The organism is Klebsiella sp. 28, assembly GCF_018223905.1.
Lineage (GTDB): Bacteria > Pseudomonadota > Gammaproteobacteria > Enterobacterales > Enterobacteriaceae > Klebsiella > Klebsiella pneumoniae.
The window spans coordinates 1-3699 of sequence record NZ_JAGRQY010000254.1 but is presented as its reverse complement, the minus strand read 5'-3'; the positions used below and the strand labels follow the sequence as shown (position 1 = coordinate 3699).

The window sequence follows — 3699 nt, the reverse complement described above, 5'->3', positions numbered from 1 at the left end:
CAGAAATCGCGACAGCGGCGCTGCGGCAACGGCGGCACATCCCGGTATGCCCAGCCCCGCCAGGCCCAGCAGATACTGCGAGATGTTATCCGTGCCGCCCGCCCTAAAGGTTGCCGGGTAGGAATATTTGCGCCAGATACGGTAATACTGGGCGATCAGCCGATGGTTAAAGATATCGAGGAAATCCTCGGTGGCCTCGACGCCTTCCCGCCGTTGCGCAATGTCATCGCTATAGTGGGTCGGCAGCGGGGATTCCACGCCGTAGAGTCCCATAAAAGTCACGCGAACCGCCGGCGGACGGGGCGGTTCAGGATCGTCCATTCCACGGATTTCGCCAGCCGGAAAGCCCATCCCCGGATGCGGGCGAAAGCGTATGGGTTCATCACCTAATAGCCAGCCGCTGCCGATGATCGGCGCCTTCGGATGGTTCTTCTCCAGCAACTGGCAGAAGCGGTAAAAATTCATGTACGGCAACTGAGGCCGGAGCTGCGCCATCAGCCGGGCAGGCGCAGACTGTGATTCTCTTTCCACCGGATACATTTCCCTTCAGGTTGAACAATGAGCGTCAGCTGGTTGAACTGATTCATATCGGCATACAGTGCGAAAAAGCGGTTGAGCATATCGCCAAACAGGTGGACATCGCCCGCACCGGTAAATCCGCTACCGTCGAGCGTCACTTCGATATCCAGCCCGCGCAGCAGGAAACCCTGCTCGAAACGCTGAATTCGGTGATGGCTGACCGCCAGAATGGCGTCCAGACGGCGATTATTGAGCTCATCCTCCCGCCAGTTGTAGAGCGACAGCGTGCCGCGCAGCACCTCGGCGCTGCTCATCATGTTGAGAAAACGGGTGCCCAGATGGCTCATGACCCGCCAGTGGTAGCGGTCTTCCGCCGGGGGATAGGCCGGCAGCGTGGGCTTACAGAGATTGCGGACGGTAAGCGGCGTGGCTGATATCGACTCACAGCGATCCAGCAGCGTGCTCTGTAGCGCCCGGCGCGGCAGCTGGCCGTTAGTGCCGGTGATGCGCAAGGAGACCGTTTCCCGCGCCAGCTCCCGGTCAGCCTCCCATTGCTGTCCGCCGAGGATAAGCCAGGTATCGTGCATGCCGGTTACGCCCCGTTTTACGCGGGTGTGGTAGTAGCGCTCCGGCGCATGGCGACGCATCATTCCCCCCTGGTGACGAAAGCGGGTGAAAGGCACATAGCGTGCCTCCCCGGTGCGCCCGGAGCCGGTCACGCTGTCAACAGAATAGATTTCGGTATGCCCGTCCTGCAGGCGCTTCGGACGCAGGAGGTATTCGCTCTCCAGCCCGCTGATGGTCAACGGATCGGCCTCAAGGGTAAACAGGTTAATCACCGGCACACAGTGCAGGCGTAGGCTGCTTGCGCTGACGGGTAAATCACTTTGCCAGACCTCGCTGAACACCACCTCAAGCGTGAAATGCGATATCCCCGCCGGCAGGGTGATGTTTTCCAGGCCATTTAGCTGCACGAACATAAATTTTTCGCGAAAGGTGAAATACTCGAGCAGCAGCTGATAGCCGCTGAAAGCGCTCTCCCCTTTCGGCCATAAACGATCCTCCTCGCTGAATCCCCCCGGGGAAAAATAGCCGTCGAGGCTTACCCGCTCTGTCTGACCCGGCAGACGCAGGTACAGCGCGGCCTGGCGTCGGGTCAGCCACAGATGGAGGGCGCTGCCGGTAACAGCGTCTTCCCCCAGGTACAGCGCCAGGTGGCGGAGATCGGTCTGCGACCAGTCAGCCAGCTCGCTACAGGCGAATCGTAGTCGCAGGGCCGAACGTCCGTCCGGCTCCGCCGTCATCACCGCCTCCTCTATCGCCAGCGGGTTAAGCGTCAGATCGCGGGTGGTTCGGTACCGGCACACGGTATTTTTCGGCCCCAGTGGGCGGGAGCTAATCTCAAACCCGGCGGGCACCGTTTCCGCTATCTTCATCGCCGGCAGCGTTGGGGTCAGCGCCACGATCGATAGCGATGGAATAGTGCGCAAATAGTGCGGCCACAGCATGCTGACCAGCCCCTCGGTCAGCTCCGGCAGATCATCATCAATTTTTTCGCGCAAGCGACCTACGGAAAAGGCAAAGCCTTCAAACAGGCGCTCTACATAAGGGTCCGGCGTACCGGCTTTATCGAGATCCAGCATCGCCGCCCGATCGGGGTGAGCCTGCGCGAACGCTTTTGCCGCCTCGCGCAGGTAGCGCATTTCAGCATCAAAATATCGCAGGGTTAAATCGTCCATTATGAATATTCCCTTATTCGTCTACAGGGAGACACGCAGCATGGCTGCGCGGTCAGATTAGTTGGCCGTCGGGCGGCCATGAGCGAAGGAGGCCTGGCGTTGCAGGTCAACGCCAATCAGTGAGGGAGAAGGTTCAGTATCCCTCTTCGCGGGGTATATCGTCGGTCAGCGGAACACGTTCAGCAGACGCGCGCACGCTGAATATCGTCTCCGGTAGCGTAAAGTTTCGCAGCGCCAGCAGCGCCAGCGGTCCTTCCCCCGCCTCGGTACGCAGCGTGTAGTTCAGCAACAGACCATCCGGCGCTTTCCAGCTCAGGCTCCAGCTGCTGCTCGTTCCGGGATAAGCGCTGACCACCGCCTTATCCAGCAGACGGATCCACCCCCAGGCGCCCGGGAAATCGCCATACTGGCGGGTGCCCGCCCGGGTACTGATCCAGCTCAGACTGGCGCCCGGCGCTTCGGTGTCAGCGGGCCAGCTGAACCGCCGCCAGACCGGCATCTGGTTCATATAGACAAGTTTCTGACTGTCGATTACCAGCTCCGTCTGCATCACGCCGTCCGCCGTGCCGGGGCGAAGCGCAAAATGCAATCCCGCTTCGCCGTTGGCGAACGCGACGTCGGAGAGATGGCTCAGGGTATTCATCGCCTGCAGAAAGGCCGGGTTAAACGTCAGCCCCTGAGCATTGATACTGTCCGCCATCCAGCGGCTCCCCTCTTTATGCAGCACGCCGTTCAACCGGGTCTGCAGAAAGCGGGCGATGCGCCCGGTCTCGCTGTTGAGGTATTTTGCCAGCAGCGGCAGAGAGACTTCACTGCTGGTATTTTTAAAGGGGTAGCGACCGCCAAAAGCGCTATTCCAGTCCTCCACCACTGCGCTGCGCCACTGGGCGTTGAGGCTTTCCGCCGCCGGGGTCAGCACCTGCTGCCAGGCCTGTTCCATCGGGCGAACAAACAGCGTCTGCCCAAATCCACTCCACTCCTGGCCCAGCCCCGCCGCCACCAGGCTGCCGTAGTCGCGCGTTTCGGTTAAATCCACGGCCTTGCCCTGGAATACCGTCTGCGCAAGCAACCGGGTCATCGCCTGCGGATCGGTGGCGTTGGTGACCTGCTGCAGGCGCAGACGCACCTGGGTGACGCGGGTCAGGAAGGTCTGCAGGCTAAGACGGCTGGTGGGTGTCCCGCCGTCGCGATTGTCCAGCAGCGCCAGTACGGGCCCGAAGGTGGCATCCAGAGGACCGCGCGCGCCGGACCGTTGATCGATGACGGGCGAGTTATCACGGTTGAACAGCTGCCTGGCCGATTTGACCAGCGAATCGGCGATGGCTTCCCCGGTCTGGCCGGTTCGCCCCTGCACGCTCAGGGTGTTCATCAGCGCCACCAGCGGCGACCAGCTGACCCTGATGGCCGATGTGCGCCAGTCGCCGCTGGTGGCGCTGATGAA

At 61.4% G+C, this 3699-nt stretch carries 3 protein-coding genes; all 3 read right to left on the bottom strand.

Annotated elements, in window-relative coordinates:
• A partial coding sequence (tssG, locus tag KHQ28_RS27650) for a type VI secretion system baseplate subunit TssG (protein ID WP_211777771.1) occupies positions 1-465 on the bottom strand: 465 nt, incomplete at its 3' end.
• 29 nt (positions 466-494) lie between these two features.
• Entirely contained in the window at positions 495-2258 is a 1764-nt protein-coding gene (gene tssF / locus KHQ28_RS27645; RefSeq protein ID WP_032418816.1) for a type VI secretion system baseplate subunit TssF, read from the bottom strand.
• A gap of 133 nt (positions 2259-2391) precedes the next feature.
• Positions 2392-3699 (bottom strand): type VI secretion IcmF C-terminal domain-containing protein (locus tag KHQ28_RS27640; RefSeq protein ID WP_323131622.1); only part of this gene is annotated, 1308 nt, incomplete at its 5' end.

What these genes read in the sequence shown, in the direction of transcription:
- tssF (WP_032418816.1), bottom strand. Translation starts at nt 2,258, where the DNA reads ATGGACGATTTAACCCTGCGATATTTTGATGCTGAAATGCGCTACCTG.